The sequence below is a fragment of the Leucobacter sp. UCMA 4100 genome (genome assembly GCF_027853335.1).
In the GTDB taxonomy this organism is placed as follows: domain Bacteria; phylum Actinomycetota; class Actinomycetes; order Actinomycetales; family Microbacteriaceae; genus Leucobacter_A.
On sequence record NZ_JAFEUS010000002.1, the window covers coordinates 2,107,106 to 2,131,935 of the forward strand.

Here is a 24,830-nt window from a genome sequence, read left to right on the forward strand (position 1 = left end):
ATAGGGGCCGCGAGCCGCGCAGACCGATGTTCTGCGCGGCTCGCGGCCCCTTCAAGTGAGGCGTTGAGCGCTTGGCAGGCGCGGGGCTTTGCCGGGCTTAGCCCACCTGGCTAATGGGAATCTCGAGCTCGCGCCGCGGGTTCCACGGAATCGTCCAGCCGAGCTCGTCGTAGAGGGTCGCGAGCAGAATACCCGTGAAGCCCCAGACAATGTGGCCACCGAGGCGTGGGCTCAGCTCGAAGGCGTGCGAGCGGTGCGTAACGTCGCCCCGGCGCACGACGCCGGTGGCGCGGGCGAGGGGGTCGAGCATTTCGGCGACGGGCACGCGAAAGACGCTCGCGGCCTCGGTCTTGTCGACCGCGGCGATCTCGCTCGGGCGTGACCACCAGCCGACAACGGGGGTGACGAGATTATTGCTCACCGGAATCGGAACTTTGGGGAGGGTGCCGAGTACCTCAACGCCAGAGGGGTCGAGGCCGGTTTCTTCTTCGGCCTCGCGTAGTGCCGCGTCGATGGGGCCATCGTCTTGAGGCTCAAGGCCCCCGCCGGGAAACGCAATCTGCCCCGGGTGGTGCCGCATGCGCGCCGCTCGCTGCAGCAGCAATACGTCGAGGTCTGCTGGCACCGTGAGCGCGGGCGGCGGGTTGTCGGGGTCGGGCAGCGTAATCACTTTGGTGCTGAGGGGCTCGGCCTCGATCGGATCGAGCTGCCCGAACAAGATGAGCACGGCCGACTGCCGTACGGGCCTGTCGCCCGCTGGCCCCTGTGGTTCGACAGAGAGGTCGATGCCTCGCGCGAGCAGTGCTTCGAGTTCTTCCTTGGGGCCCATATGCCTACTGTAACACCGGCCCCTGACACGCAAGCGGCGGTTTAGCCGTTGAGCAGCTCGCCGATTCCCTCGGGCGTGCGCTGCGAACGGGTCCACGGCTCGCGGTCTCGACGCGCTACGAGGCGCACGCGATCGCGCTCCTCCTCGCGCATGGCGAGCAGTACCGCGAGCACCGCGGCCTGCTCTTCATCGCTTAGGTTTTTGGTGACGAACTCGACATCGTCTGCCCGAATGACGTCGTCACCGGTGTCGATGAGCTCGCGCCTGAGCGCATCGCGCTCGGCGGCGTCGGGCGCCATAGGGGTCAGGTCAGACATGACTCTCAAGCCTTTCGAAAACGTTGGCGTGCGGGTTACAGCGGAATGTTTCCGTGCTTCTTCGCTGGCTGCTCGGTGCGCTTGCCGCGCAGGCCGCGCAGCGCCTTGATGACGGCGAGGCGAGTGCCGGCTGGCTCGAGCACGTTGTCGAGCTCACCGCGCTCTGCCGCGAGGAAGGGGCTTGCCACGTTGTAGGTGTACGCGTCTGAGAGCTCCTTGCGCAGCGCCTCGACGTCGCGCCCCTCGGCCTCGGCGGCCGCGAGCTCCTTACGGTACAGAATGTTCACGGCGCCCTGACCACCCATCACGGCGATCTCGGCGGTGGGCCAGGCAATGTTGATGTCGGCGCCCAGCTGCTTCGAGCCCATAACAATGTATGCCCCACCGTAGGCCTTACGGGTAATGATCGTGACGAGCGGAACCGTTGCCTCTGCATAGGCGTAGAGCAACTTGGCACCGCGGCGGATCACACCAGACCACTCCTGCTCGGTTCCCGGGAGATAGCCGGGAACGTCGACGAGGGTGAGGATGGGAATCGAGAACGAATCGCAGAAGCGAACGAATCGCGCGGCCTTCTCGCCAGCGTCGATGTTCAGCGTTCCCGCCATCGCGTTGGGCTGGTTAGCGATGATGCCAACCGTGCGGCCCTCGACGCGGCCGAAACCGATGACGATGTTCGGGGCGAAGAGCGGCTGAACCTCAAGGAACTCACCCGAGTCAAGAATCGCCTCGATGATGGTCTTCATGTCGTAGGGCTGGTTCGGGCTGTCGGGAATGACCATGTTGAGCTTGCGATCGGCATCGGTGATCTCGAGCGCGGTCTCGGTGTCGTAGATCGGCAGCTCTGCGAGGTTGTTGTCGGGCAGGTAGCCGAGCAGGTTGCGCGCGTAGTCGAGGGCGTCGTGCTCATCGCTCGCGAGGTAGTGCGAGACACCGCTCGTCTCGTTGTGCGTTCGCGCACCGCCGAGCTCTTCAAAGCCGACCTCTTCGCCCGTGACCGTCTTAATGACGTCGGGGCCGGTCACGAACATGTGGCTCGTCTTGTCGACCATGATGACGAAGTCGGTCAGGGCTGGTGAGTAGACCGCGCCGCCAGCCGCTGGGCCCATCACGATTGAGATCTGGGGAATGACGCCAGAAGCCATCGTGTTGAGACGGAAGATTTCACCGTACTTGCCGAGGGCTACGACGCCCTCCTGAATGCGGGCGCCGCCCGAGTCAAGAATGCCGATGATGGGCACGCCATTCGTCATCGCGTTTTCCATCGCTTTGACGATCTTCTCGCCGGCGACCTCGCCGAGCGATCCGCCAAAGGTGGTGAAGTCTTGTGAGTAGACGACGACCTGGCGGCCGTGAATCGTGCCGGCGCCGGTGACCACTGCGTCACCGAAGGGGCGTGATTGCTCCATGCCGAAAGCGGTGGTGCGGTGGCGCACGTACTTATCGAACTCGACGAACGAGCCGGGATCGAGAAGCTCATTGATGCGCTCGCGGGCGGTCATCTTGCCGCGGGGGTGCTGCTTGGCGGCAGCGTGCGCGTCACGGTCGCCTACCGCTTCTTGGTACTTGCGACGGTGATCTGCAATTTTATCGGCCGTGGTCTGAGGCTGAGTCGGGTTCACATCATTCACGTCAGCCAGCCTACCGTGGCGCCCATGCGTCGCGGGGGAGCGAACCGCTCAAGCATTCGACTTTTCATTGGCTGATGCCCACAAATATGAGGCTGAAGCCCTAGGCTTGTGAGCGTGAAATTGCAGCAGACCCGCGCCCTCGGCGCCCCCGTGCACTGGTTTGACGAGACGCCATCGACCAACGTGACCCTCGAGGCACTGTGGCACGACGACAACGCGTTGCCAGACGGCTCGCTCGTGTTGACGGGGCACCAGACCGCTGGGCGAGGCAGGCAGGGGCGAGACTGGCAGACCCCTCCGGGCAAGTGCCTCGCCGCTTCAGTGCTCGTGCGCGGTTTCGTAGGGCTCGAAGCGAGCTGGCTGCCGCTTGTCGCGGGGGCGGCGGTTGTGCTGGCAACCGAGCCGGTCTTCGCGAGCGAGCGTCGAATTGCCGTGAAGTGGCCGAACGACGTGCACATGATGCGCGAGGTCGCGGTCGATGCACCCGGAGCGGCAGCCGAGACTGAAATGCGGCTCGGGAGCAAACTCAACGGCATCCTTTGCCAGCTTCTGCCAGACGGCAGCGCGATTATTGGCGTGGGAACAAACCTCTTTCTCACGAACGAGGAGCTCCCGACCGAGCGGGCCGGCTCGTGGCTGGCCGAGGGAGCCGAGCTGCACGGCGCAACGAAGTTGGCCGACCCAGAGGGCGAGCGCATCGCCGACGAATACCTTGTGCGTTACCTCACCGAGCTTCGCGGGCTCGTCTCACTCGCGCGAACCCGCCCCTCAGCGCTCATCGACGAGGTCTCGCGACACTCGGCGACCCTTGGCACGCGGGTGCGCGTTCACCTGCCCGGTGGCGAGCAGGTCGTGGGCACCGCAACGGCGCTCGAGAGTGACGGGGCGCTCACGGTAGCGCGCGACGGTGGCGGGTTTCTCACGGTGCACGCGGGCGATGTTGAACATGTTCGCGAGGCTTCAGCCAACTAGTGTTGAATGGCATCATGAGTTCTAAACCTCCCGCCAGCGATGTGGCGCAGCGCCTCGACGAGGTCCTGGCTGCGCCCACACACATGCAGCTGGGCGAGCTGAAGGTGCTGACCCTGCGCCGGCAGGCGAGGCATCTCTTTTGGTCGGCGCTCATTCTCATCGTGACCTGCGGCGCGGTTCCGCTCTACGCTGGCAGCTTCAACGAAGAGTGGAAGAACCTGGCGGTGCTCGGCGGCGGGGCACTCGTGGTCCTGCTCTTCGTGCTCGTTCCCTTCTTTCGCTGGCTCGGCCGCACCACGGTGGTGACGACGAAGCGGGTGATCGTGCGCTCTGGCGTGCTCTCACGCGACCGCAGCGAGGTCCCGTTCACGCAGATTCGTGAGCTCACCGTGAAGCGCGGGCTTTTTCAGCGGATCTTTGGCGCGGGCAATATCGTGCTGCAGTCGGCAGGCGCCGATCCATTTGTACTCATCAACGTGCCCAGGGTAAAAGGCGTCGCGCAGTCGCTGCAGGAGCTCGTCGAGTGGCAGTACGCCTCGCAACAGTTTCTCGCGGCGCAGGGCGGCCAGGGGTTCGGCGCTCCGGGCTACGGTACTCCGGGCCACGGCGCGCCAGGGTATGCGGGCCAGGGCTATGGCGCCCCAAGCTACCCGTACCCGAGTCACCCTTTTCCAGGCAACACGTACCCCGGGCAGGGGCAGGCCCAGGCAAACGATGGCGGGTCACCCGTGAGCTTCGCCCAGGGGTAGCGGGCGCTCGTCAGGCGAACACCAAGAGAGAGGAGCACCCATGCAGTCACCAGCAATGGTCGTTTCAGAGTGGCAGGCGGCGTGGAACGCTGGCGATGCATCGAGGCTCTCGCAACTCTTCGCTGAAGATGCCGACTTCGTTAACGTCGTCGGCCTCTGGTGGCACGATCGCGACAGCATTCGTGAGGCGCACCACTTCGGGTTCACGAAGATCTTTCCTGGCTCGGTCATCGAGATGGGCGAGCCCCGCGTGCGGCAGCTCGGCCCAGACGCCGCGGTCGTGCAGAGCAAATGGAGTCTTGCCGGCCAGGTCTCGCCAGAGGGCGAGCAAGCGGGAGCGCGTGAGGGCATCTTTACCTTCGTCGTTGAACGCAGAAGAGAGGGGTGGATCGCGGTGACCGCCCACAACGCCGACATCGTGCCCGGCACCCAGACCCACGTGAACCGGGAGGGCGAACGCTCGACCGTGCACTACCGCGAAAAGCGCTCGATCAGCGACTCCTCACCATCTCAGCAATAAGATGGCTCTGATGAATACCCAGCCCCTGAAGTCGCGTTCGTACCTTGACCGTGTCGTCGCCGATGGCACGAACCGGGCCGAATGGTTGCGCGCGAGATCACGCGGCATCACGGCCACCGACGCGGCGAAGCTCTCGACCCCGAAGTCGGTCGAGCAGGTCGCGTGGAACAAGCTGTACGGGTCGGGCTTCACCGGCAATGCCTTCACCGAACACGGCAAGCGCAGGGAGCCTGAGATCGCCGACTGGGTGCTCAAGGAGTACAGCATCACTTCGAGCCAGGCGCTCTTTCACGCGCCAACCGACATGCGCCATCTCGCGACGCCCGACGGCATCGGTGAGCGCGAAGGCGGGGCGCTTGAGCTCGCCGAGATTAAGACCACAAATAAGCCGTGGCGTTCGATCCCGAAGCATTACCTGCGCCAAATATGGTGGCAGCAGTACGTGCTCGGTGCCGAGCGAACCCTCATGGTCTGGGAGGAACATCGTGACTTCGTGCCCGTCGGTGACCCGCAGTGCCGCTGGGTTGATCGCGACGACGCCGAGATCGAGCGGCTGCTCGGACTCGTCGACCAGGTCATTCGAACGCTGATCGTGAGAACGAGTTGAACGTGCCGCTCAGAGCGCTCGTTGTCGACGACGAGGCCTCGATCCGCACCCTGCTTGAGCTCGCGCTGAGGCACGAGGACTTCATTGTCGAGACGGCCGCGACCGGCGCCGAGGCGATCGCCAAAGAGGCCGAGTTCGCCCCCGACGTGATCGTGCTCGACATCATGCTGCCCGACTTTGACGGCATGCAGGTGCTCTCGAAGCTGCGCGCATCAGGCAGTGAGGTGCCCGTCGTATTTCTCACCGCAAAGACCGACGTGCAAGACCGGGTCGCTGGGCTCACCGCGGGCGGAGACGACTACGTCGTGAAGCCCTTCAGCCTCGAAGAGCTGAGCGCGAGACTCCGCGCGGTCGTGCGGCGTGCGCGGCGCTTCGGCGACCCCGACGACGCGGTCATACGGGTCGGCGACCTCGTGCTCAACGAAGAAACCTACGAGGTGTCGCGAGGCGGCGATCCCATCGAGCTCTCGACGACCGAGTTCGAACTCTTGCGCTACCTTATGCGCAACCCCGACCGCGTGCTCTCGAAGCCCCAGATTCTCGACCGGGTGTGGAGCTACGACTACGAGGGCAAGCAGACCATTGTCGAGCTCTACATTTCATACCTGCGCAAGAAGATTGACGCCGGTCGCGACCCGATGATTCGCACGGTGCGCGGATCGGGGTACATGCTGCGCACGCCGCAGGGCGAGGGCTAGCGCCTCGTTCTCAGGCCGCGGTCGCCGGTCGCCGGTCACCTGGCTTCGGGCTTCTGGCTACGGGCTTCCGGGCCGAGCTTGCGCACGCTGCCGAGCATCGTGTATTCTGATCCTTGGCCAAAGACCGCCGGTAGTGATCCGCAACGATCTCGGAACGTTCACGCAAGTGAAGACCAGCGCAGGTACGAAAGTGATGATTCTCCCTCTGTGGTGCAATCGGAAGCTCCGTGCATGCGTGCCGGAGCTTTTTTAGTTTCGGTCCGCGGCCCGCGAACGACACCCGTTGTTCGTGTTTCGACAAGCTAGGGAGCGCCATGGCGACAAAGGAAGCTTCGGTAGCGGCTCTTCAGAAGAAATTCGAAGAGTCAACCGCTGTCCTGCTCACCGAGTACCGCGGTCTCACCGTTGGAGAAATGCGTGAACTGCGCAACTCCATTCGTGAGCACGCATCGTACGCCGTGGCGAAGAACACGCTGACCAAGATTGCCGCAAACAACGCAGGCATCACCGCATTTGACGACCAGCTCGAGGGCCCTTCGGCCATCGCGTTCGTTCACGGTGATCCGGTTGCTGTTGCAAAGGGTCTGCGCGACTTCGCCAAGGCACACCCTCTTCTGGTAGTGAAGGGTGGTTTCTTCGACGGAAACCCCATCTCTGCCGACGAGGTCAACAAGCTTGCCGAGCTCGAGAGCCGCGAGGTGCTGCTGGCCAAGGCCGCCGGCGCCATGAAGGCATCGCTGTTCGGTGCTGCACAACTGTTCAACGCCCCGCTCGCAAAGGCCGCTCGCGGCTTCGGCGCGCTGCGTGACAAGCAGGATGCGTAAGCCCTACGGCTCACGCAGAACAAGCAACAATTTAGCCCGACTCAGGGCACCATTTAAGGGAGAAAACAATGGCAAAACTGTCAACTGAAGAGCTGCTCGAGCAGTTCAAGGAGCTTACCCTCATCGAGCTCTCAGAGTTCGTTAAGGCATTCGAGGAGACCTTCGAGGTCTCGGCTGCAGCTCCCGTAGCTGTTGCTGCTGCACCTGCTGCAGGTGGCGGCGAGGCTGCTGCTGAAGAGAAGACCGAGTTCGACGTCATTCTCGAATCAGCTGGCGACAAGAAGATCCAGGTTATTAAGGCTGTTCGCGAGATCACCAGCCTTGGCCTCGGCGAGGCAAAGGCTCTCGTTGAAGAGGCTCCGAAGCCTGTGCTCGAGGGCGCAAGCAAGGAAGATGCAGAAGCTGCTAAGACCAAGCTCGAAGAGGCTGGCGCTGGCGTAAAGCTTGCATAAGTTTTCGCTCACGCGATAACGGGTGGTGCTCCGAAAGGGGCACCACCTTTTTCTTTGCCCGCGCGCGCCCCGCGCTCCCGCGCCAGCCTCCCGCTCGCGCTCGCGCCTCGTTCCTGCGCCTGCGCGCTCCCGGCGTAGATCCGCACCCCTCCCGCACCCCGGCTCGCGTCGTGTGGTCACTTTCGCGCGTCGTGTGGTCAAAAAGTGTCGATTCTGGTGGGCGGTTTCTAGCGGTCAGCGCAACAGTATCTCTTCGATGACCTCGGCCGGCTTCGCGAACGCTAACCGTTTCCGGGGCCGGTCGTTCATCTCCCACTCAACATAATCGAGATCTGCCTGACTGAACACACTCAGATCAGTGCCCTTGGGGAAATACTCCCGCAGTAACCCATTCGTGTTCTCATTCGTCGGCCGCTGCCAGGGCGAGTGCGGGTCGCAAAAGAACACATCAATATCAGCTCCCATAGCGACTTCTTGATGCTTACTCATCTCTTTGCCCTGGTCCCAGGTGAGAGTCCGACGAAGCACATCAGGTAACTCTTTCATCTTCGCGATAAGCCCCTCAGTGACTGCTTCTACCCGCGGTAACGAGGGGTCTAACCAAACAAGGAATAGATAGTTCGAGTGGCGTTCAACGACCGTCCCGATAGCGCTCTTGCCATCTTTCCCGATAATTAAGTCACCTTCCCAATGCCCAGGAACAGCCCGATCAAGTGCTTCTGCGGGACGGTCAACAATGTTCACCATCCCAGCAATTCGGCCCTGCCTAGACTGGCCAGAACGGTGACTGTGTCGGATCTTCCTCCCCGTACGAACCCGAACCTCAAGCTCGCGTTTGAGCCCACCCCTGGCAAGGAGATAGATCGCTTGATAGATCGTTTCGTGTGACACTCGCATCTCCGGCTGATCCGGAAACTCGCGCTGTAGCCTGCCCACAACCTGTTCCGGTGACCGCTTCAACGATAGTTCAGCCTCCACAAAACGCCGTAACCGCGGATTCGTTACCAGCTTCGACGGTTTCGGTCTGCGGGCGCGCTGAAACGTTTGCGATTGTGCCTGTGTTGCCCGATACCTCGGCCTACGAGCCCGTTCAGAAGAAAAGAACGCGTTCCGCCGAATCTCACGACTCACTGTTGACGGGGCACGCCCCAACTTCCTCGCGATCTCACGAATCCCAGCCTTTGCCGTCCATAACGCCTGAATCTCGATACGCTCCTCGAACGATAACGACGACACCCGGGCTACTCTTCGGGGTCTCACCCCGCCCTGCGAATGAATATGTGACAAGATCGCGGCTTCGCTCTTGTCTACCCGTTCACCAATCTCTCGTGCGGTGAAGCCAGCAGCTCGCATATCCCAGATCGTGTTCACATGCTCAGCAAGCATGTTCCTTGAGAACTTCATGTCAGTGTCCACCCTTGTATTGTCTCGGGTGTTGCAACCACCGTTAGAACCCGCGGGCTAATTTCGACACTTTTTGACCACACGAGGGTGAGTCGCGGGCAGGAAGCGCGGTGACGACTGAATAGCGCGGATCCGCCAGCGAGAACGCGCGATCAGCGCGAGGTGCGCCGCGACCCAGACATCGTCCAGGGTTTAGCACCAAGGGGCGCCGAAATCTAGTAGACTTTTCACCTTACCGCTGGGATGCAGTCCCGCGCCGCAGGTCACGATGACGGCGCATGGCACAGCGGGCAACATTTGAATACTTAGGAGGCCACCGTGCAGATACCGCTCACAGAGCTCAGGGGAATTGAACGCGAGCGTGAGATTCCCTTCGGTGAACTCATCGAAATTATTGAACTTGCGATTCAGCAGGCATACGTCAAACACGCACTCGAGCGTGGGCTCGGCGCGATCGACGCCGAAGACGTGAGCGTGACCGTCGACCGCAAGAGCGGCGCGGTGAGCGTGCTCGTTCCCGAGCGCGACGCTGAAGAGAACGTCATTGGCCAGGCTCCAGTGAACATGGACGACTTCGGGCGTATCGCAGCGGGGGCCGCGAAGCAGGTTATCTCGCAGCGCCTCAGGGATATCGCCGACGACGTTGTGCTCGGCGAGTTTCGCAACAAAGAGGGCGAGATCGTTTCGGGCGTCGTGCAGCAGGGGCCAAACCCGCGCATGGTGCACGTCGACCTCGGTACGGTTGAGGCAATCTTGCCTCCCGAAGAGCAGGTGCCAGGCGAGGACTACTCGCACGGCGCGCGCATTCGCGTGTACATTACATCGGTCGCCAAGGGGCTGAAGGGCCCTCAGGTGATGGTTTCGCGCACGCACCCGCAGCTCGTGCGCAAGCTTTTCGCGCTTGAGGTTCCCGAGATTGCCGACGGCACGGTTGAGATTGTGTCGCTCGCACGCGAGGCCGGCCACCGCTCGAAAGTTGCAGTGAAGTCGAACGACCCCGCGATCAACGCCAAGGGAACCTGCATCGGTGAGATGGGGCGCCGCGTGCGCGCCGTCATGGCCGAGCTCGGCGAAGAGAAGATCGATATCGTCGATTACTCGCCGAACCTCACGACCTTCGTGGCCAACGCGCTTTCGCCGGCAAAGGTGACCGACACCTTCATGCTGAACGAAGACCTCAAACAGGTTCGCGCGCTCGTGCCCGATTTCCAGCTCTCGCTCGCGATCGGCAAGGAGGGGCAGAATGCCCGTCTCGCCGCGAAATTGACCGGGGCAAAAATCGACATTCAGCCAGACTCAGTGATGGATGAATAAGTAGCTGGTAAGATGGAAGCGATCCGATCTTGCGTTGGGTGCGGTGTGCGCGCTTCGAGGAGCTCTTTGCTCCGAGTCGTGGAGCGTGATGGCCGTGTAGTGATCGATGAGGGGGCATGTCTTCCTGGTCGTGGCGCATGGCTTCACTGCAGCCGAGCATGTATCGAACGAGCGATGACCCGCGGGGGCTTCCCGAGGGCGTTGCGGGTGTCAGGCAAACTCGACACCGCCGAACTAGAGAACAGGCTAGAAACGATGATGGACAACTCATGAGTGGCTCAAAATGAGGCCCGTCAAATAACTATGGTTCCCGCTGCTGTCTAGCGTGAACCACCTAGACAGGAGAGAAGTGGCAAACCCACGCGTACACGAAATTGCTGCCGAATTGGGCATTGAAAGCAAGGTCGTACTAGCAAAACTTGAAGAGATGGGTGAGTTCGTGAAAGCGAGCTCTTCCAGCGTTGCACCTCCGGTAGCACGCAAAGTCAAAAACCTTTTGAAAGAATCGGGCGTTACGGGCGGTTCAGATGCTCAGGGCGAGGCGAAGCCACAGGCAAAGCCAAGCCCCGCGAAGCCCGGTGCTGCAAAGCCAGCCGCAGCAAAGCCCGGCTCGGCGAAGCCCGGTGCCGCAAAGCCCGCTGCAGACAAGCCCGCAACCGCGAAGCCAGTGAGCCCCGCGGCAGCCAACAAGGCCGCCGAGAAGCCCGCTGAGAAGGCAAGCCCCGCGGCGAAGCCCGCTACGCAGAAGCCCGCTGCGGCTGACGCTCAGGCATCGGCTCCGAAGCCGGGTGGCCCGAAGCCCGCGGCTGCAAAGCCCGGCGCTGCGAAGCCAGCCGACGCCAAGGGTCAGGCTCCGCGTCCCGGCAACAACCCGTTCTCGACGAACCAGGGTATGGCGATTCCTCGCCCGCCGCGTCCCGGCAACAACCCGTTCTCGTCGAGCCAGGGCATGGGCAAGCGTCCGAACCCCGGTAACATTCCGCGCCCGCAGGCTCCACGCCCGGGTTCACCTCGCCCCGGAGCTCCACGCCCCGGCCAGGGTGGCGGCGGTAGGCCACGCCCGGGTGCTCCGCGCCCAGGTCAGGGCCAGGGACAGGGTCAGGGTCAGGGCCAGGGCGCACGCCCCGGTCAGGGCGGTGGCCCCGGTGGCTTCGGCGCTCCACGCCCAGGCGGCGGCTTCCCAGGTCGCGGTCGTCCCGGCCGTGGCGCAGGTACCGCTGGCGCGTTTGGCCGTGGCGGATCGAAGGGCAAGGCACGCAAGTCGAAGCGGGCAAAACGGCAAGAATTTGAGATGCGCGAGGCGCCGTCGATTGGTGGCGTTCAGGTACCACGCGGCAACGGATCAACTCCGATCCGCCTTCGCCGAGGCGCATCACTCGCCGACTTCGCTGACAAGATCGATACGAGCGCCTCAAACCTCGTGACGATTCTCTTTCACCTCGGTGAAATGGCAACGGCAACCGAGTCGCTTGACGAGTCGACCTTCGAGATTCTCGGAGACGAGCTCGGCTACAAGATTCAGGTCGTTTCGCCAGAAGACGAAGACCGCGAGCTGCTCGAGGGCTTCGACATCGATATCGAGGCTGAGCTTGAAGAAGAGAGCGACGATGTTCTCGCGGCACGCCCACCGGTCGTGACCGTGATGGGTCACGTTGACCACGGTAAGACGAGCCTGCTCGATGCGATTCGCAAGGCAGACGTTGGTGGCGGCGAGGCCGGTGGCATCACCCAGCACATCGGTGCGTACCAGGTGCACACCACGCACGACGGCAACGACCGTGCGATCACCTTCATTGATACCCCGGGTCACGAGGCGTTCACCGCCATGCGTGCTCGTGGTGCTCAGGTCACTGACATCGCGATCCTCGTGGTTGCGGCCGATGACGGCATCATGCCGCAGACGATTGAGGCGTTGAACCACGCACAGTCGGCCGGCGTGCCGATCGTTGTCGCAGTGAACAAGGTCGATAAAGACGGTGCTAACCCAGCCAAGGTGCGTCAGCAGCTCACCGAGTTCAACCTCGTTGCTGAAGAGTACGGTGGCGACGTTATGTTCGTCGACGTTTCGGCGAAGCAGGGCATGGGCATCAATGAACTGCTCGACGCAGTGCTGCTCACCGCCGACGCTGGTCTCGACCTGCGCGCGAACCCCGATAAAGAGGCTCGTGGCGTCGCGATTGAGGCGAAGCTCGACAAGGGCCGCGGTGCTGTTGCAACCGTGCTCATCGAGTCGGGTACGTTGCGCGTTGGTGACGCGATTGTCGCAGGCATGGCCTACGGCCGTGTTCGCGCCATGAGCGACGAGAACGGTGACGCCGTGCTCGAGGCAGGGCCTTCACGCCCCGTGCTCGTTCAGGGCCTGTCGACCGTGCCACGCGCTGGCGACTCGTTCATCGTGACGAGCGAAGACCGCACCGCACGCCAGATCGCTGAGAAGCGTGAGGCTGCAGAGCGTAACGCACAGCTCGCGAAGGCACGCAAGCGCATCAGCCTTGAAGACTTCACGAAGGCACTTGAAGATGGCAAGGTTGAGGCACTCAACCTCATCATCAAGGGTGACGTTTCGGGTGCTGTTGAGGCACTGGAAGAGTCGCTCATGAAGATCGAGGTCGACGACTCGGTTCAGCTGCGTATTCTGCACCGCGGTGTTGGTGCGATTACCGCCAGCGACATCGACCTTGCAACGATTGACAACGCCATTGTCATCGGCTTCAACGTGCGCCCCGACGTCAAGGCTCGCGAGCGTGCAGCACGCGAGGGCATCGACATTCGTTTCTACAACGTGATCTACAGCGCTCTCGAAGACATCGAGAACTCGCTGAAGGGCATGCTGAAGCCAGAATACGAAGAGGTGCAGTCGGGCGTTGCCGAGATTCGCGAAGTGTTCCGCTCATCGAAGTTCGGCAACATTGCCGGCGTTATCGTGCGCAGCGGCACCATCACTCGAAATGCCAAGGCTCGCGTGATTCGCAACGGCGTTGTTCTCGCCGACGGTCTCGCGATCGAGTCACTGCGTCGCTTCAAGGATGACGTTACTGAGGTGAAGACCGACTACGAATGTGGTATCGGCCTCGGCACCTTCAACGACATTCAAGAGGGTGACGAAATCGAAACCACAGAGATGGTTGAGAAGCCCCGCGATTAATCACGATTGAGAGGGGGCGGGGCACACCGCCCCGCCCCCTCTTTTTCTATCTCAGATAGGAGAACAGCAATGACTAGCCCACGCGTAGGGAAAGTTGCTGAGCGTATTCAGCAGATTCTGTCGCTTCGCCTGCAAAAGGGTCTTCGTGACCCGAGGCTTGGCTTCGTCACCATCACTGACGTGCGGGTGACCGGTGATCTGCAGCACGCGAGCGTGTTCTACACCGTGTACGGCACCGATGAAGAGCGTGCAGACTCGGCTGCGGCCCTCAAAGCGGCGACCGGCATGCTGCGCAGCGAGGTCGGCCGCGAGCTCGGCATTCGTCTGACGCCCACGCTCGAATTCATCGCCGACGAGCTGCCCGAAAACGCGCAGCAGATGACGACCCTGCTCGACGAGGCCAAGCGCCGCGACGCAGAGTCGGCAGAGCTCGCAAAGAACGCTTCATACGCGGGCGATGAGCACGCGTACAAGAGCGACGAGACCGAGAACGACTAAAAGACGACTTACGGCAGCTGCAGTTCTGCGCCATAACGCACGATGAGCCCATCGCTCACGAGCGATTCAAGGGCGCGCGTTGGCTGCTCGTCGTCGCTGAGCGGCCCCGAACGGGCCGCTTCGAGGGCCTCGGCTGGGAAGACCCCGGCCGAGGCCTTTCGCATGAGCGCCATGATGCGACCACGCACCTGCCGGTCGCTGCCGTCAAAGCGAGCCTGCTTCGGGCGCTTCTCTGGCGCGTTGTCTGGGTAGCCGGCTGCAGCCCAGCGGCACGAATCGGCAATGGGGCAGACCTCGCAGCGTGGCGCGCGTGCTGTGCAAATCACGGCACCGAGCTCCATGATGGCCGCGTTGAAGGTGGCCGCCTCGGCACGGTCATGGGGCAAAATCTCTTCGAGGTCGGCGAGATCGCGGTCGGCGGGCATGCCTGCCTGCGCGATGCCGTGCCGCACTCTTGCGAGCACCCTGCGCGTGTTCGTGTCGACGACCGGGTGACGCTCGCCGTAGGCGAAGGCTGCCACGGCTCTGGCGGTGTACGTGCCGACGCCAGGAAGCGCGAGGAGGGCTTCGACGTCGCTCGGCACCACGTTGTCGTGCTCGGTTGCAATGATCTCGGCCGTGCGGTGGAGCCAGAGTGCTCGCCTCGGGTAGCCGAGGCGATCCCACGCTTTGACAGCCTCGCCCGGCGCCTCGGCCGCGAGCTCGGCGGCAGATGGCCAGCGCTCGATCCACATTTGCCATCGCGGAGCGACGCGTTCGACCTGTGTTTGCTGCGACATGAATTCTGAAACGAGCACACCCCACGCGGTCACCTCAGGGTGACGCCAGGGCAGGGGCCTCGCTTCAGCGCGAAACCACGCGTTCAGGCGCTGCGAAAGATCGTCATCAGAAAGCACGCAACTACCCTACTGTGTGGGCGCCGTCTTGGCCTGTCAGGCGCTGCGTGCGATACCATCGACACCGGTACAAACGAGTGTGAATGGAGCCGCGATGGTCAACGGAATTCTCTTCGTCGATAAAGATGAGGAGTGGACGAGTCATGACGCCGTCGCCAAAGCGCGAAGGGTGCTCGGTACCCGCAAGGTCGGGCACGCGGGCACACTCGACCCCATGGCCACAGGCCTGCTCACGCTCGGGGCGGGGCCATCAACGAGGCTGCTCACCCACATGGTCGGGCTCGATAAGACGTATACGGCGACGATTCGCTTGGGCGAGGCGACGCTGAGCGACGACCGCATGAGCGAGGTGACTGAGACCGCGCCAGAAGGGGCCGTCGAGGCCCTCACCACCGAGCGGATCGAAGCCGCACTCGAGTTGTTGCGTGGTGATATTACGCAGGTTCCGAGCAAAGTAAGCGCCATTCGGGTTGACGGAAAGCGTTCGTACGACCGGGTGCGCTCTGGCGAAGAGGTCGAGCTCAAAGGCCGCCCCGTCACGATCTTCGCGTTCGTTGTTCACGAGCTGCGCCAGGCAGAAGGATCAGCCGGCCAGCCTGTGCTCGATCTTGATGTCACGGTGCACTGCTCGTCAGGAACCTACATTCGGGCGCTCGCACGCGACCTGGGCTCAGTGCTCGGGGTTGGCGGGCACCTGACGGCACTACGTCGTACCGCTGTCGGGCCGTTTCGCCTGGCCGACCACCGTGAACTCGAAGCGCCTCTGCTCGGCGACGAAGCACGGGCGTCACGGCGCACCCCCGTCACGGTTGACGCTGTTACGACCAAGGACCTCGCTGACGGGCACGGGGCAGAGAGCACGGTCACGCCGACCGTGGTCGCGAGAGCGCTCTTTGACGTTATCGAGCTTGATGAGCAGCGTGCGATCGACCTGTCGAATGGCAAGCGGCCCGATGCAGATCGCGACGATGTTGCGCTCGCGGCTGCGATAGGGCCGGAAGAGTGGCTCGTCGGCCTCGTGTCGGTGGTCAAGGGCAGAATCAAAGCGGTGACCAACTTTCCAGCGCCGTCAACGAATGAGAAAGGCCAGCAATGATCCACTGGTATGCCGTAATAGCGATGATCGTGTCGTTCGTTGGCGCGGTGCTTTCCTTCGGGGTGTTCGCCACGAAGCGGGGGCCGAACGACTTCTCGATTTTGCCGGTCGTCGCGACCGCGGTGCTGCTCGTCGTGCAGGTGATCATCATGATCGTTGCGCCACTCACCGGCAACCCGGCCGAGGGCGACATGCTCGAGATCTGGATGTATATGATCGTTGCCGTTGCACTTCCCATCGGCACCGGCATTTGGGCTCTTGTCGACAAGACGAAGTGGGCCAACCTCGTGCTTGCGGTCATGCAACTTGCCGTGCTCGTGATGACATGGCGCATGCTCGTACTGTGGTTTGGAACACCGTCAGGCTTCTAAGCGCACAGAAGCGTTACACTTGGGGCGTGTCATCTGAAATCCTTTCGCAACAGAACGAGCCGCACTCACACGAGAAGGGCGAGGGTTCTGACGCCGAACGGTTGACCGGGCTGGCCAAGGTGCTCATTGCCGTGTACCTGGTGCTGGCGGTTGCCGCGACGTTCAGATCGGTCTACCAAATCCTGACGAAGTTCGACGAGGCTCCGCTCGCGTACGTGCTCTCGGCCGTTGCCGGCGTGGTGTACATCGTGGCATCGATCGCGCTCATCAAACGCCGCGGCGTGTGGCGCAAGGTCGCCTGGGTCGCGCTGAGCTTCGAGCTCATCGGTGTCGTTGTTGTGGGCGTTTTGAGCGTGACGGCCCCGAGCCTCTTCGCTCACCCCTCGGTCTGGTCTGGCTTCGGCTCGGGCTACGGCTACATTCCCCTGGTGCTGCCGGTGCTCGGCCTCATTTGGCTCGCCCGCACAAGAAAGAGTGGTTCATGACCCGTTCGAGCGTCATTGCAATAGGCAAGTTCGAAGGTGTGCACCGAGGCCACCAGCACATACTTGCTCGGCTCATTGAAGAGGCGGCAGCGCGCGATGCCGAGGCGGTCGTGTTTACGTTCACGCAAAACCCCCTGAGCTACCTCAACCCGGCCAAGTGCCCGAAGCCGCTCATGAGCCCCGAACAGCGGGCCCAGACGCTGCTTGACGTTGGTATCGACCGGGTGATCATGGTCGATTTCGACGAGCCCTTTGCGACGTTGAGCCCTGAGGCCTTTGTGAAGCAGGAGCTCGTCGGGGCAAATCACGTCACTCACGTGATCGTTGGCGATGACTTTCGCTTCGGCTCAAAGGCTGCCGGCACGCCCGAGGTGCTTGCCGAGCTTGGAAAAGAGCTTGGCTTCAGCGTCGAGGTTATTGACGAGGTTGCCGACGCCGAGTTTGGCCGTATCTCATCGAGCCGCATTCGTCAGGCGCTCGACGAGGGCGACGTCGAGCTTGCGGCCAGACTGCTTGGTGCACCGCACCAGGTTCGTGGCCTCGTCGTTCACGGAGATGCACGCGGGCGTGAGCTCGGTTTTCCGACCGCGAACCTCGGGCCCTTTGACGGGGCTACGCAGGTCGACGGCTATGTGCCCGCCGACGGCGTGTATGGCGGCATCGCGATGGTTCAGGGTGAGCCCGTGATCGCTGCAATCTCGGTTGGCAATAACCCGACGTTTACCCCCGAAGGGCAGTCGCGGGTCGAGGCCTACCTGCTCGACTTCGAGGGCGATATTTACGGTGAAGAGATCACCATCGACTTCACGCACCGCATTCGTGACATGGTCGCGTTCACAGGCCTCGAAGCGCTCATCGAAACGATGAACAACGACGTTGCTCGGGTGCGCGACCTCGTACAGTTCGAGCTTGAACACGAAGACTAAACGCTCCTGATCACTCGCCCAAGTTGGTGACGTATCCTGTAAGCTGAATGCGACCCTCCTGGTCGCCGTTCGACGAACGAGTCAGGCCAGGGCGCTCATTCTTTCTTTCGTGACAAAGTTTTGTGTCACGCACGCTCGCACCACAGCATCAGGAGACGTATGTCTGACAAACCCGAAGCGGTCGAACCCTCAGTCGAAGAACGAGTTGATTCGCTCGCACGTGAACTCGCGGCTGCCGCGGGTACCGGGGAAGGGGCTTCGAAGGCCCCGAAAGAGGAGCATTCCGTGAAGACCGACCAGGGCGCACGCTCGAGGTCGCGTCAGGGCGGGCGCCAGACGAACCAGCAGACGAAGAACTCGTCGAACGCGAAGGCAACGAAGCGCAAGCACACCCACAACGAGGGCATTATTCCGTTGCTTGCCCGTGCCGTGCGCGAGGTCGAGGCCGGCGCTCAACGTGGCAAAGCAAACGCACAAATTCGTACGAAGTTTCATGTCATCGCGCTGCTCATGCGCGAAGAGCTCAGTCGGGTGCGCAGCGACGAGACCGTGAGCGACGCCGAGCGCGCTGAGACGCTCAAGCGGCTCGATGGAGTTGCCGGTATTCTCGCGAAGTCGGCGGCGCGCGACACGAGTCTCATCACACTGCTCGAGCCAGACGCTCCCGTCTCTGACGCGACGCGTGCGCTCAAGCGTAAGATGCTCGTGCAGGCTGGCTCACCGGTGCCCGAAGAAGACCTCAAGGTTGAGCCGAAGAAGCGGCTCGTGCCAGAAGAACTCGTCGAACGGCAGGTGCGGCCACAGGGCATCGAGCAGCGCTTGCTCGCGAGCCCGTTCCTTGCTCCTGATCTCGAGCCCAAAGCGCAGCCCACGCCTGCCGTTCGGCTCGCGAACTGGGAGCTGCTGGGGCCGCTGCTCAAGAGCTTCGAGCAGGGCGGCGGCGGGTACGCCTGCATGCAGTTGCCAGAGGCGCCCGTGGTCGATCATATTTCGCCCCGTGGCCTTGAACTCATGATGCACCAGTCACGCTTTGTTGAGTCGGTGCGTGAGGGCCATCGAAGCTTCTTGCTCGCTGACGAGCCGGGCCTCGGTAAGACCGCGCAGTCGGCCATTGCGGCCTCGGTCGCTGACGCTTACCCGCTGCTCGTCGTGGTGCCAAACGTCGTCAAGATGAACTGGGCACGCGAGGTTGAGCGGTGGACCCCGAACCGACGCGCTACCGTGATTCACGGTGACGGCAAAGAGGTCGACGCCTTCGCTGACGTGTTCATCGTGAACTACGAGATTCTCGATCGCCACCTCAGCTGGATTCAGGACTTTGGGTTTAAGGGCATGGTCGTCGATGAGGCGCACATGATCAAGAACACGCAGTCGCAGCGCTCACGCAACGTGCTCTCGATCGCCCAGCGCATCAAAGAACGCACGCCTGGCAATAACCCGCTGCTCGTCGCGCTCACGGGCACCCCGCTCATCAACGACGTCGACGATTTCAGGGCCATTTGGCGATTCCTGGGGTGGACCGACGCCGAAAAGCCGGGCCCCGAGCTTATGGCCCGCCTCGAGCACCTCGGCTATACGCCGGCTGACTCGGCGTTTTACCCGAATGCGCGCGAACAGGTCATTGAGATGGGCATCGTGCGTCGCCGCAAGATCGACGTCGCGACCGACCTTCCCGCCAAGCGCATCGTCGACATGCCAGTCGAGCTCGATGAAGAAGAGGGTAAGGGCATTCTCGCGGCAGAGGCGCAGCTGCGTGACCGCCTGCTCGCAAACTACGACCGTACGAAGTCGGGCCGACTCGGGGCAGAGCTCAGTGATGCCTCGATCATTCGCATGATCTGTGCGCAGGAGCTTGAAGACTCGAACGCGCAGACCGGGCTCAACGTGTTTACGATGGTGCGCGAGATTGGCCAGGCAAAGGCCGGGCTCGCTGCCGATTATGCGGCGCAGCTCGCACGCTCTGTCGGCAAGGTTGTCTTCTTCGCGAAGCACATCGACGTCATGGATCGAGCTCTGCACGACTTCGCCGAGCGCGGCATCGGCACGACAACCATTCGTGGTGACCAGACCGCTCAGGCGCGCCAGGAAGCAATTGACCGCTTCAATAACGACCCTGAGGTGCAAATTATCGTGTGTTCGCTCACCGCGGCCGGCGTCGGGGTCAACCTGCAGGCGGCGTCGAACGTGGTGCTCGCAGAACTTAGCTGGACCGACGCAGAGCAGACGCAGGCGATCGACCGCGTGCACCGCATCGGCCAGGAGGAGCCCGTGACCGCGTGGCGCATCGTCGCGGCGCAAACGATCGATGCCCGCATTGCCGAGCTTATTGATAGCAAGGCGGGCCTCGCAGCGCGTGCGCTCGATGGGGCCGAGGCCAAGAGCGAAGACGACGATTCGGTGCAGATGCTCACACTCATGAGCGTGCTCGAGCAAGCGATCGCCGCCAGGTAACGCTGGCGTGGGGCTAAGCTCGTTGTATGCGAATTGGTCTTCTCTGCTCAGGTGGCGATAGCCCGGGAATGAACGCGGCTATTCGGGGCGCGGTCTTGCGCGGCGTCGATTGGCACGGCCATGAAATGGTCGGGTTTCGCGACGGATGGCGCGGCTTTCTCGACGGCGACGAGGTCGTGCTCGACCGCAGCGCGGTGAGGGGTATCTCGCCCCTCGGCGGTGTCATCATCGGCACGAGTCGCGCGAACCCCTTCACCTCGTGGGAGGGCGAGCCCGAAGACTACGACCGCATTCGCTCCCTCATGAGCCGCTCAGGTGTCGACGCGCTCATGCTCATCGGCGGCGAGGGTACGCAAACGGTTTCTGGCATGTTGCACCGCAACGGCATTCCCGTCATCGGTCTGCCCAAGACGATCGATAACGATCTCGAGGGTACCGACGCGACATTTGGCTTTGATACCGCTGTTGGCATCGCGACCGAGGCGATAGACCGGCTTCGCACGACGGGCGAGTCGCATAAGCGGTGCATGGTTCTTGAGGTGATGGGTCGAAATGCGGGGTGGATCGCGCTGCACTCTGGCATCGCCGGCGGCGCGCACCTCATGCTCATTCCTGAGCGACCTGAAACGCTCGAGCAGGTGTGCTCCTGGGTGCAGCACGTGCATGACCGTGGCCGGGCACCGCTCATGGTCGTGGCCGAGGGCTTTACGCTCGAAGGTCACGACACCGTGACGCAGCAGGGTGCTGACGCAGTTGGCAGGGAACGCCTCGGTGGGGTCGGCGAGGTGCTTGCGCCGCTCATCGAGCAGTGCACCGGCATTGAGACGCGTGCCACGGTGCTTGGCCACGTACAACGAGGCGGATCGCCGAGCGCCTTTGATCGCGTACTCGCGACGCGCACCGGTATCGCTGCTGCTGACGCCGCTGAGAACGGTCAGTGGGGCGTCGTGACGGCGCTCAAGGGTGACCGCATCGTGCTCACACCCCTCGTCGAGGTCTCTGGCAGAACGAAGACGGTTCCCGACGAGCGCTACGACGAGGTTCGCGTCACGTTCGGTTAGCGACTCGGCGAGGTGGGGTTCGCTAGATGCGTGCCCTCACCTCTGCGAGCGACGGGTTCGTCGCTGCGGTTCCGTCGGCAAAAATGACGGTGGGTACCGTCTGATTGCCCCCGTTGAGGGTTTCGACGAGTTCGGGTGTGCCGGGGGTGTGCTCGATGTTCACCTCGGTGTAGCCTATGCCCTCGTGGTCGAGCATCGTTTTGAGGCGCCTGCAGTAGCCGCACCAGTCGGTTGAGAACATCGTGATGGCACCCTGTTCGGGCAGAAAATCGTTGACTTCGCTCATGATTTGCTCCTTGGTTGTGGCCTTGGTTTTTTCGTTTACCTACTGTTCACCTTCGGGACGTGGTTCCAGCTTGACCGACCGCTTGGTGAGGTGGGAATATGTGCTGAGGTTCCTTTTGGTATGCCTGGTGTTCACTCGCCATTCATTCAAGAGTTCCGATCGCTAGGTTACTTGCCACACGAAAGATACCGTTGGATTTCACACTCATTGTGCTGCTAGTTATTGCGCTAGCCCTGTTTTTTGACTTCACGAACGGATTCCACGATACCGCGAATGCGATGGCTACCCCCATCGCGACCGGTGCGCTGAAACCCAAAACGGCGGTGCTGTTAGCCGCGGTGCTCAACCTTGTTGGCGCGTTCCTCTCTACCGAGGTCGCGAAAACGATTTCGGGTGGCATCATCAACGAGGGCGACGGGGGAGTGCTCATCACTCCCGAGCTCATTTTCGCAGGCCTCTTGGGTGCGATCGTTTGGAACCTCGTGACCTGGCTGTACGGCTTGCCCTCCAGCTCTTCACACGCCCTCTTCGGCGGCCTCATTGGCGCCGCGGTTGTTGGCGCCGGCGTCACCGCGATTAACGGTGGAGGCGTGCTCTCAAAGGTGCTCATTCCCGCCGTTGCGGCGCCGCTCACCGCCGGGCTCGTTGCCTTCACCGCAACGAAGGTCGCGTATGCCATCACTCGGCGTCACGACGGTAAGCCCGACGGGCGAGGCCACTTTCGCTACGCTCAGATCGCCTCGTCATCGCTCATCGCACTCGCACACGGTACGAACGACGCGCAGAAGACGATGGGCATCATTACCCTCACGCTCATTGCGTCGGGGCACCAGGAGGCAGGAACGGGCCCTCACCTCTGGGTTATCGTCGCCTGTGCCCTGGCTATTGCCATCGGCACGTACTCGGGTGGCTGGCGCATCATTCGTACGCTCGGTTCGGGTCTGACCGAGGTCAAGCCAGCTCAGGGCTTTGCTGCTGAGACCTCGACGGCAGCTACCATTCTTGCCTCGACCCACCTCGGTTTCGCCCTGTCGACCACGCAGGTCGCCTCAGGCTCGGTGATCGGCTCGGGCCTCGGCCGCCGCGGATCAACGGTGCGCTGGCGCACCGCGGGCCGCATTGGCCTCGGTTGGCTGATGACGCTTCCCGCTTCGGCCGCCATTGGTGCCATCGCGGCGCTGATCGCCCACCTCGGCACCGTCGGTCTGATTATCGACGCGGTGATTGGACTCGGCGTAATCCTCTTCATCTTCTGGCGCTCGAGCCGTAACAAGGTGCACGCTGGCAACGCCGTTCCCGTTCCAGACGTTGCCGAGTCGGGCCACGCTATTCGTATCAAGCAGGCGAAGGTTCGCCGCGTGAAGACCGAGACCGGCACGCTGCCCCCGCTCACGAACATCGCAATGTCGGCAGCGACTGAAGACAAGGAGCGCAAGCGCGCTCTGAAGGCTGCGCAGAAGGCCGCGAAAGAAGCTGCGAAGCGCGAGAAAAAAGAACGTAAGCAGAACGGTACAAACAAATGATCGACTGGCTCGCCTTTATCCAGGTGTTTCTCGCGGCGATTCTTGCTTCTTCTGGAGTCGTTGCTCTCTACTCGTTGGGTATTCGCTTTCTCGCCATGCCCGGGCCCAAGGTCGTTCGTGAAGACGGTACGTTCGAACCAGACGGCCCGGCCCGTGATGATGAAGACGATGACGTGGTCGAGATCGGCCGCCCCAAGTGGGCGACCGTTGCCGCAAACATCTGCTTCATTGCCTCGGTGCTGTGCGTCGTCGTGGGCATCTACCTCATCGTTCCAGCGCTTCACTGACGAACCCAAGGGTTCTCACGTAGGCTTGGGCCATGAACGATCAGCGCCCGATCCAAGTACACGTTAACGCCCTGCGAAACACGTTTCGTGACGGAGTGACACGGCCGCTGTCGTGGCGCGAGGGGCAGCTTCGTGCGTTAGATCGAATGCTCGTTGAGTGCGAGGCCGAGATCGAGCAGGCACTCTTCGACGATCTCGGGAAGTCGCCGGTCGAATCACAGGTCGCCGAAATCGGGTTCTTGCGCACCGAGATTGCGTATGCGCTCAAGCACCTGCGCTCGTGGGCGGCGCCGAGCCGAGTCTCCGTGCCAGCGGTGGTCATGCCAGCGACCGCGTGGATCACCCCAGAGCCTCTCGGCACGGTTCTCGTGATTGCACCGTGGAATTACCCGCTCATGCTGGCCCTCTCGCCCGTCATCGGAGCGATCGCCGCGGGGAACTGCGTGGTCGTGAAGCCGAGTGAGCTTGCACCGAACACCTCAAAGGTGATTGCTGAGCGGCTCGTCACGTACCTTGACGTGCGGGCCGTGCGGGTCATCGAGGGCGGGGTCGAAGAGACGACCGAGCTGCTCGAGCACCGTTTCAACCACATCTTTTACACGGGTAACGGCAGGGTAGGGCGCATCATTGCGCGCGCTGCGGCCGAGCACCTCACGCCAACAACGCTCGAACTGGGCGGCAAATCACCCCTCTACATCGATGAAAGCGTGCCGTTGGCCGCTGCCGCAAAACGAATCGTCTGGGCAAAGTTTATGAACGCGGGCCAGACCTGCGTGGCTCCCGACTACGTACTCGGGTCGCGAGAAACCTTGGCCGCGCTCGAGCCGCACCTCGCCCGAGCGGTTGAACGAATGTACGGCACCGCGATCCACGATAATCCTGATTTCGGGAGAATCGTGAGCGAACGGCATTGCGAACGGCTCATCGACTTTCTCGGCGATGGCAGGGTTGTGACGGGCGGCTCGTATCGACTGAGCGATCGTTTCATTGCGCCCACCGTTCTTGCCGATGTTTCGCGCGATGCCCCGGTCATGCGCGAAGAGATTTTCGGCCCGATTCTGCCGCTCATCGAGGTGAGCGACCTCAGCGATGCCATTGACCTGGTGAACGAGGGCGACTCACCCCTCAGCGCCTACGTGTTCAGCACCGACCCCGAGACGCGCCACCGGTGGGAGGCAGAGACCTCATCGGGAGCGCTCACCTTCGGCGCGCCAGTGCTGCACTTGACCGTTCCCGAACTGCCCTTCGGCGGTGTCGGCGAGAGCGGCATGGGGGCGTACCACGGCAAACGTTCGTTCGACCTCATGAGTCACGCGAAGCCGGTGCTCTCAAAACCGCTCAAACCAGACACCCTGGGCCCCACGATCATGCCGCCCTTCACCGAAGCGAAAGAACGCATCGTGCGCGATGTGCTCGGCAAGCTGCGGTGAATGTTTCGGGAAAGCCCGAGAATTTGCTTTCAGGTGGGTGGGCCATGCCTCTCTTGCA

At 62.5% G+C, this 24,830-nt stretch carries 26 protein-coding genes; 20 read left to right on the plus strand and 6 right to left on the minus strand.

From position 1 onward, the window contains the following. Window positions 1-97: 97 nt before the first annotated feature. From JSO19_RS09770 to JSO19_RS09780, 3 genes are read right to left on the minus strand one after another with little or no spacing between them, the layout of a single operon-like run. Complete coding sequence (locus tag JSO19_RS09770) at window positions 98-829, minus strand: NUDIX hydrolase (RefSeq protein ID WP_270911419.1); 732 nt, start codon at window positions 827-829, stop codon at window positions 98-100. 41 nt (window positions 830-870) lie between these two features. Then, window positions 871-1,146, minus strand: a complete 276-nt coding sequence (locus JSO19_RS09775) for a hypothetical protein (protein WP_217135123.1) — start codon at window positions 1,144-1,146, stop codon at window positions 871-873. Window positions 1,147-1,181: 35 nt separating this feature from the next. Continuing rightward, window positions 1,182-2,777 (minus strand): acyl-CoA carboxylase subunit beta, encoded by a 1,596-nt coding sequence (locus JSO19_RS09780; protein WP_270911422.1) that lies wholly within the window; start codon window positions 2,775-2,777, stop codon window positions 1,182-1,184. A 114-nt stretch (window positions 2,778-2,891) separates the two neighbouring features. On the opposite strand from JSO19_RS09780, the gene JSO19_RS09785 reads away from it, so the two are divergent. From JSO19_RS09785 to rplL, 7 genes are all read left to right on the plus strand, one after another. Continuing rightward, the gene (locus JSO19_RS09785) at window positions 2,892-3,749 is read left to right on the plus strand and encodes a biotin--[acetyl-CoA-carboxylase] ligase (RefSeq protein WP_270911424.1); all 858 of its coding nucleotides are present in this window, start codon (window positions 2,892-2,894) and stop codon (window positions 3,747-3,749) included. Window positions 3,750-3,763: 14 nt separating this feature from the next. Beyond that, window positions 3,764-4,498, plus strand: coding sequence for a PH domain-containing protein (locus JSO19_RS09790; protein WP_270911426.1), 735 nt, complete (start codon window positions 3,764-3,766; stop codon window positions 4,496-4,498). A gap of 40 nt (window positions 4,499-4,538) precedes the next feature. Beyond that, a complete protein-coding gene (locus tag JSO19_RS09795) occupies window positions 4,539-5,018 on the plus strand; it encodes an SgcJ/EcaC family oxidoreductase (RefSeq protein ID WP_270911428.1) in 480 nt (159 codons plus the stop codon). A gap of 10 nt (window positions 5,019-5,028) precedes the next feature. Further along, window positions 5,029-5,625, plus strand: a complete 597-nt coding sequence (locus JSO19_RS09800; protein WP_270911430.1) for a YqaJ viral recombinase family protein — start codon at window positions 5,029-5,031, stop codon at window positions 5,623-5,625. Between the two features lie 2 nt (window positions 5,626-5,627). Continuing rightward, window positions 5,628-6,323: a response regulator transcription factor gene (locus tag JSO19_RS09805; RefSeq protein ID WP_270911431.1), complete on the plus strand. Its 696-nt coding sequence runs from the start codon at window positions 5,628-5,630 to the stop codon at window positions 6,321-6,323. 314 nt (window positions 6,324-6,637) lie between these two features. Continuing rightward, window positions 6,638-7,147 carry a 50S ribosomal protein L10 gene (rplJ, locus tag JSO19_RS09810; protein WP_270911433.1) on the plus strand — a complete coding sequence of 170 codons (510 nt, stop codon included), beginning with the start codon at window positions 6,638-6,640 and terminating at the stop codon, window positions 7,145-7,147. 68 nt (window positions 7,148-7,215) lie between these two features. Then, a complete protein-coding gene (rplL, locus tag JSO19_RS09815) occupies window positions 7,216-7,599 on the plus strand; it encodes a 50S ribosomal protein L7/L12 (protein WP_217135144.1) in 384 nt (127 codons plus the stop codon). A gap of 234 nt (window positions 7,600-7,833) precedes the next feature. On the opposite strand, the gene JSO19_RS09820 is transcribed toward rplL, so the two are convergent. Further along, window positions 7,834-8,985 (minus strand): IS30 family transposase, encoded by a 1,152-nt coding sequence (locus JSO19_RS09820; RefSeq protein WP_442915703.1) that lies wholly within the window; start codon window positions 8,983-8,985, stop codon window positions 7,834-7,836. A gap of 336 nt (window positions 8,986-9,321) precedes the next feature. On the opposite strand from JSO19_RS09820, the gene nusA reads away from it, so the two are divergent. From nusA to rbfA, 4 genes are all read left to right on the plus strand, one after another. Then, window positions 9,322-10,317, plus strand: a complete 996-nt coding sequence (nusA, locus tag JSO19_RS09825; RefSeq protein ID WP_270911435.1) for a transcription termination factor NusA — start codon at window positions 9,322-9,324, stop codon at window positions 10,315-10,317. A 12-nt stretch (window positions 10,318-10,329) separates the two neighbouring features. Beyond that, window positions 10,330-10,590, plus strand: coding sequence for a YlxR family protein (locus JSO19_RS09830; RefSeq protein WP_270911437.1), 261 nt, complete (start codon window positions 10,330-10,332; stop codon window positions 10,588-10,590). A 76-nt stretch (window positions 10,591-10,666) separates the two neighbouring features. Further along, window positions 10,667-13,462 (plus strand): translation initiation factor IF-2, encoded by a 2,796-nt coding sequence (gene infB, locus JSO19_RS09835; protein ID WP_270911439.1) that lies wholly within the window; start codon window positions 10,667-10,669, stop codon window positions 13,460-13,462. Window positions 13,463-13,531: 69 nt separating this feature from the next. Next, complete coding sequence (gene rbfA, locus JSO19_RS09840; protein WP_270911441.1) at window positions 13,532-13,960, plus strand: 30S ribosome-binding factor RbfA; 429 nt, start codon at window positions 13,532-13,534, stop codon at window positions 13,958-13,960. A gap of 8 nt (window positions 13,961-13,968) precedes the next feature. Here rbfA and JSO19_RS09845 read toward each other — a convergent pair whose 3' ends face one another. Beyond that, window positions 13,969-14,856 (minus strand): A/G-specific adenine glycosylase, encoded by an 888-nt coding sequence (locus JSO19_RS09845; protein WP_270911442.1) that lies wholly within the window; start codon window positions 14,854-14,856, stop codon window positions 13,969-13,971. A 94-nt stretch (window positions 14,857-14,950) separates the two neighbouring features. On the opposite strand from JSO19_RS09845, the gene truB reads away from it, so the two are divergent. From truB to JSO19_RS09875, 6 genes are all read left to right on the plus strand, one after another. Beyond that, window positions 14,951-15,952 carry a tRNA pseudouridine(55) synthase TruB gene (gene truB / locus JSO19_RS09850; protein WP_270911444.1) on the plus strand — a complete coding sequence of 334 codons (1,002 nt, stop codon included), beginning with the start codon at window positions 14,951-14,953 and terminating at the stop codon, window positions 15,950-15,952. Further along, complete coding sequence (locus tag JSO19_RS09855; protein WP_270911445.1) at window positions 15,949-16,323, plus strand: hypothetical protein; 375 nt, start codon at window positions 15,949-15,951, stop codon at window positions 16,321-16,323. Before truB ends, JSO19_RS09855 begins: the two co-directional genes overlap by 4 nt. 101 nt (window positions 16,324-16,424) lie before the next feature. After that, entirely contained in the window at window positions 16,425-16,808 is a 384-nt protein-coding gene (locus JSO19_RS09860) for a hypothetical protein (RefSeq protein WP_254259582.1), read from the plus strand. Then, complete coding sequence (locus JSO19_RS09865) at window positions 16,805-17,734, plus strand: bifunctional riboflavin kinase/FAD synthetase (protein ID WP_270911446.1); 930 nt, start codon at window positions 16,805-16,807, stop codon at window positions 17,732-17,734. Before JSO19_RS09860 ends, JSO19_RS09865 begins: the two co-directional genes overlap by 4 nt. 159 nt (window positions 17,735-17,893) lie before the next feature. Beyond that, window positions 17,894-20,185: a DEAD/DEAH box helicase gene (locus JSO19_RS09870; RefSeq protein ID WP_270911447.1), complete on the plus strand. Its 2,292-nt coding sequence runs from the start codon at window positions 17,894-17,896 to the stop codon at window positions 20,183-20,185. Window positions 20,186-20,211: 26 nt separating this feature from the next. Next, window positions 20,212-21,246 (plus strand): 6-phosphofructokinase, encoded by a 1,035-nt coding sequence (locus JSO19_RS09875; RefSeq protein ID WP_270911448.1) that lies wholly within the window; start codon window positions 20,212-20,214, stop codon window positions 21,244-21,246. A 22-nt stretch (window positions 21,247-21,268) separates the two neighbouring features. Here JSO19_RS09875 and JSO19_RS09880 read toward each other — a convergent pair whose 3' ends face one another. Beyond that, a complete protein-coding gene (locus tag JSO19_RS09880) occupies window positions 21,269-21,532 on the minus strand; it encodes a mycoredoxin (protein ID WP_270911449.1) in 264 nt (87 codons plus the stop codon). Between the two features lie 191 nt (window positions 21,533-21,723). On the opposite strand from JSO19_RS09880, the gene JSO19_RS09885 reads away from it, so the two are divergent. Genes JSO19_RS09885 through JSO19_RS09895 form a run of 3 tightly spaced genes read left to right on the plus strand, consistent with a single transcriptional unit; the run spans window position 21,724 to window position 24,772 of the window. Beyond that, window positions 21,724-23,055, plus strand: coding sequence for an inorganic phosphate transporter (locus tag JSO19_RS09885; RefSeq protein ID WP_270911450.1), 1,332 nt, complete (start codon window positions 21,724-21,726; stop codon window positions 23,053-23,055). Continuing rightward, window positions 23,052-23,342 carry a hypothetical protein gene (locus JSO19_RS09890; RefSeq protein WP_270911452.1) on the plus strand — a complete coding sequence of 97 codons (291 nt, stop codon included), beginning with the start codon at window positions 23,052-23,054 and terminating at the stop codon, window positions 23,340-23,342. Before JSO19_RS09885 ends, JSO19_RS09890 begins: the two co-directional genes overlap by 4 nt. Before the next feature lie 32 nt (window positions 23,343-23,374). Then, window positions 23,375-24,772, plus strand: a complete 1,398-nt coding sequence (locus JSO19_RS09895) for an aldehyde dehydrogenase family protein (RefSeq protein WP_270911453.1) — start codon at window positions 23,375-23,377, stop codon at window positions 24,770-24,772. Window positions 24,773-24,830 lie beyond the last annotated feature (58 nt).

Coding starts and splice junctions, on each gene's coding strand:
- JSO19_RS09770 (WP_270911419.1), bottom strand. CDS start 829: ATGGGCCCCAAGGAAGAACTCGAAGCACTGCTCGCGCGAGGCATCGAC.
- JSO19_RS09775 (WP_217135123.1), bottom strand. CDS start 1,146: ATGTCTGACCTGACCCCTATGGCGCCCGACGCCGCCGAGCGCGATGCG.
- JSO19_RS09790 (WP_270911426.1), top strand. CDS start 3,764: ATGAGTTCTAAACCTCCCGCCAGCGATGTGGCGCAGCGCCTCGACGAG.
- JSO19_RS09795 (WP_270911428.1), top strand. CDS start 4,539: ATGCAGTCACCAGCAATGGTCGTTTCAGAGTGGCAGGCGGCGTGGAAC.
- JSO19_RS09800 (WP_270911430.1), top strand. CDS start 5,029: ATGAATACCCAGCCCCTGAAGTCGCGTTCGTACCTTGACCGTGTCGTC.
- rplJ (WP_270911433.1), top strand. CDS start 6,638: ATGGCGACAAAGGAAGCTTCGGTAGCGGCTCTTCAGAAGAAATTCGAA.
- rplL (WP_217135144.1), top strand. CDS start 7,216: ATGGCAAAACTGTCAACTGAAGAGCTGCTCGAGCAGTTCAAGGAGCTT.
- JSO19_RS09820 (WP_442915703.1), bottom strand. CDS start 8,985: ATGCTTGCTGAGCATGTGAACACGATCTGGGATATGCGAGCTGCTGGC.
- JSO19_RS09830 (WP_270911437.1), top strand. CDS start 10,330: ATGGAAGCGATCCGATCTTGCGTTGGGTGCGGTGTGCGCGCTTCGAGG.
- rbfA (WP_270911441.1), top strand. CDS start 13,532: ATGACTAGCCCACGCGTAGGGAAAGTTGCTGAGCGTATTCAGCAGATT.
- truB (WP_270911444.1), top strand. CDS start 14,951: ATGGTCAACGGAATTCTCTTCGTCGATAAAGATGAGGAGTGGACGAGT.
- JSO19_RS09855 (WP_270911445.1), top strand. CDS start 15,949: ATGATCCACTGGTATGCCGTAATAGCGATGATCGTGTCGTTCGTTGGC.
- JSO19_RS09865 (WP_270911446.1), top strand. CDS start 16,805: ATGACCCGTTCGAGCGTCATTGCAATAGGCAAGTTCGAAGGTGTGCAC.
- JSO19_RS09870 (WP_270911447.1), top strand. CDS start 17,894: ATGTCTGACAAACCCGAAGCGGTCGAACCCTCAGTCGAAGAACGAGTT.
- JSO19_RS09875 (WP_270911448.1), top strand. CDS start 20,212: ATGCGAATTGGTCTTCTCTGCTCAGGTGGCGATAGCCCGGGAATGAAC.
- JSO19_RS09880 (WP_270911449.1), bottom strand. CDS start 21,532: ATGAGCGAAGTCAACGATTTTCTGCCCGAACAGGGTGCCATCACGATG.
- JSO19_RS09890 (WP_270911452.1), top strand. CDS start 23,052: ATGATCGACTGGCTCGCCTTTATCCAGGTGTTTCTCGCGGCGATTCTT.
- JSO19_RS09895 (WP_270911453.1), top strand. CDS start 23,375: ATGAACGATCAGCGCCCGATCCAAGTACACGTTAACGCCCTGCGAAAC.